General features: G+C 69.1%; 2 protein-coding genes and 1 pseudogene. 2 read left to right on the top strand and 1 reads right to left on the bottom strand.

Going from position 1 to position 3,288, the window contains the following annotated elements:
• Together AC2W7M_RS22480 and AC2W7M_RS22475 are read left to right on the top strand one after the other, a co-directional pair.
• The coding region (locus AC2W7M_RS22480) for a hypothetical protein (RefSeq protein ID WP_486135052.1) at positions 1–422 on the top strand (422 nt) is incomplete at its 5' end.
• A gap of 273 nt (positions 423–695) precedes the next feature.
• Complete coding sequence (locus tag AC2W7M_RS22475) at positions 696–1,190, top strand: hypothetical protein (protein WP_486135050.1); 495 nt, start codon at positions 696–698, stop codon at positions 1,188–1,190.
• Positions 1,191–1,194: 4 nt separating this feature from the next.
• Here AC2W7M_RS22475 and AC2W7M_RS22470 read toward each other — a convergent pair.
• Positions 1,195–2,897: pseudogene (locus AC2W7M_RS22470) on the bottom strand (extracellular solute-binding protein).
• Positions 2,898–3,288: the final 391 nt, after the last annotated feature.

The raw sequence follows: 3,288 nt of genomic DNA, 5'->3' as shown, positions 1-3,288 counted from the left end.
AGAAACGCCGGGCGGGCGAAATCCTCGGCCGTCGGGGCGGCCTGGCCTTCGGCCGGCTCCATCGCCGGCGCGCCGCCGAGGATGGAGGCCGCCTTGATCGCAAGGCGGCGATGGTCCTCGGGCGCTGCCGGCGGGGAGGGCGTCTCGGCCAGCTGGAGGCGAGCAGCCCGCCGCCGCCGAGTATGACGGCACAGGCGGAGATGGCGAGGAGCCGCCACAAGGCCGGCAGGGTGACGCCTTCGGCCCGCGGCATGCGGGGACGGACGACCGCGCGCCGGCGGGCCGGCGCATGGGATGGCATCGCGTCTGAAAACGGTTCGGGGCGCGATGCGCCGCTGCGCGCGCTGGAGGCCCGACATGTATCCCCTCCTCGCCGGCTGTGCAGCCACAAGCTCACACAGAAGGCGGTTGATATTCGGTGAAGCCGCCCGACCTCACGTCATCCCTTTCCGCAAGTTGGTATCCGATCCGTCGCCAAGCTGACGGGTCGGATACGCGCGGATACTGTAAAGCAATTGCGGCCGTTATTGGCCCGATACAGATCCGCAGCCCACGGGTTACGTACGCCAGCCGATGGCTCCTCTGGGGAAGATGAGGGTCTGAGCGCAGGTGGCGCCGGAGGCGTCGCCGGATGATCGCGTGCAATGGCCCGGCCTTTGCTCCATCATGAAACCCTTCCATGGAGGGGGCTTTCCATGTTCGATCCCTTGACGCTCGTCGGCATCCATACCTGGTTCAGCCTCGTCGCCATCGCGGCGGGGATCGTCGTTCTGCTCGGCCTGATCCGGGGCGAGACGCGGCCGTCCGGCACCGGGGTCTTCCTCGCCACGGCCGTGCTGACCAGCGTCACCGGCTTCTTCTTTCCGTTCTCGGAGGTGAAGCCCTCCCACATCGTCGGCGGCATCGCGCTTCTCATCCTCGCGGTGGCGCTCTACGGGCTCTATGGCCGCGATCTCGGCGGGCGCTGGCGCGCCATCTATGTGGGCAGCGCGGTGGCCAGCCTCTATCTGCTGGTGTTCGTGGGGGTGGCGCAGGCCTTCGCCAAGATCGGCGCGCTCCAGGCGCTGGCGCCGACCCAGTCGGAGCCGCCGTTCGCCATCGCCCAGGGCATCGTCCTGGTGCTGTTCGTGGTGCTGGGCTGGCGCGCGGTGACGCGCGGTGGCGGCGGCGGCGGTCCGCTCGCGGCCTGAGCCGTCAGCGGCCGGGCACGCGCCACCAGGTCTCTGGCAGGGTGCCATAGAGCGAGGGCTGGGCCGGGCGGGCGATGCGGGTCCAGCGCGCCAGCCATTGGCCCGGCGTGTGGAACAGCGGGATGGCATAGGCGCCCGACAAAAGCGCCCGGTCGAGCGCGCGCGCGGCGGCGATGAAGGCGTCCTCGTCCTTGGCATCGACCAGGGCGGCCACGGCGGCGTCCACCGCCGGGCTCTTCGCCCCCATGTAGTTGCGCGTCCCCGGCGTGTCGGCGCTCGCGGAGCCGAAATAGAAGGCCTGTTCGTTGCCGGGCGAGAGCGACTGGCTCCAGATCGCCGGCACCATGTCGAAGTCGTAGGCGTTGCGGCGGGCATCGAACTGCACCGCATCCACGAACCGCACCCGCGCGGTGATGCCGGCGCGCTCCAGCTGGCTCGCATAGGCCAAAGCGAGGCGTTCCTGGTCGCGCGTCGCCACCATGATCTCGAACGCCAGCGGCTCGCCGGTGCCGGTGCGGCGGACGAGGCCGTTGGCCAGGGTCCAGCCGGCCTCTTCGAGCAAGGCGAAGGCGCGGCGCCGCCGGGTCGCGGTCCGGCCGAGCCGTCGGACACGGGGGGCACGAGCGTGCCGAGCAGGGCCTCGGGAACGATGTCGGTGGCGAACGGGGCGAGGATCGCGGTTTCGCGCGCATCCGCAGCGCGCCCGAGGCTCGACAGCTCGCTGTCCTGAAAGAAGCTGCGCGTGCGGGCATAGAGCCCATGGTAGAAATTGCGGTCGAGCCACTCGAAATCGAACAGCTCGGTCAGCGCGCGGCGCACGCGCACGTCGGCGAACACCGGCCGGCGGGTGTTGAACACCAGAGCGGAATAGGGTTTCGGCGTTCCGGTGGGGATCACCTCGCGCACCACCTCGCCGGAACGGGCGGCGGGAAAGTCGTAGCCGGTCTCCCAGCGTCCGGGATCGGTCTCGAAGCGGGCATCGACGAGGCCCTTCTTGAACGCCTCGAACTCGCTGTTGGCATCGCGGAAGTAGAGAAAGCGCAAGGTGTCGAAATTGTAGAGGCCGCGATTGACCGGCAGGTCGCGGCCCCAATAGTCCGGCCGCAGGACCAAGGTGAGGCTGGCGCCGGCCTCGGCCGCCTCCACCTTGTAGGGGCCGGTGCCGAGCGGGGCGGTGAGGCTGGTCTCCGCGAATCGCTCCGGATCGACCGAAGCGCGGGAGAAGACCGGCATCAGCCCCATGATGAGCGGCAGTTCCGGGTCCGGCTCGGCGAAGGTGAAGCGCACCCGTCCGCCCGCGCGCGCCTCGGCCTTGGCGATCTTGGAATAATAGAGCCGGTGGTTAGGCCGTCCCTGGTCGCGCATCAGCGCGTGGGAGAACAGGATATCGTCAGCCGTCACCGGCGTGCCGTCGGCAAAGCGGGCGCGCGGATCGATCTCGAACTCGACGAAACTGCGCTTCGCGTCAGTGACCACCGCGCGGGCGATCAGCGGATAGAGCGTGAACGGCTCGTCGAACGAGCGCGCCATCAGGCTCTCCACCACGTAGCCGCGCACGAACGGCGCCGCCGAGCCCTTGACGATGAAGGGATTGAGGCTGTCGAACGTGCCGGTGATCGAGAGCGTCAGCCGGCCGCCCTTGGGCGCGTCGGGATTGGCATAGGCAAAGGCGGAAAAGTCCGCCGGCAGGTCGGGCGCGCCGCGCATGGCGAAGGCCGCGCAGCGGGCGCGCATCGTCGGCGGCGCAGGCCGACGGCGGGGCGCACTGCAGCGCCAAAGCGAGGCTGAAGCCTAGGGCGACGCGGTGCATCGCACATTTGAGCCATTCCATGCGTGCTCCCGCGGTTGGCGCCGATCGTTGGCTTTGGCCAACCTTTAGCCGTCCTTTCTTGGCCGCAATCCTGGGTAAGGTATGACCTTCTCCCCACGAGAGGGGAACCGAGTCGCGTTTGCCACCATCTTGCCTTAATTGGCCCTGAGACAGGCCGGGGGTCGCAGAGGGGTGCTGGCCCGGCGCCGAGCGCGAGCGATTTCCGGCGACAGCCACCACAGGAAAGGCCACAATGATTAACATCCCCATTCATCGGACGGCTCACGG

Source organism: Xanthobacter sp. BG11Y11_SDJG (genome assembly GCF_057364445.1).
Note: the sequence above shows the minus strand (reverse complement) of the source record. Positions and strands in the feature narration are given on the sequence as shown.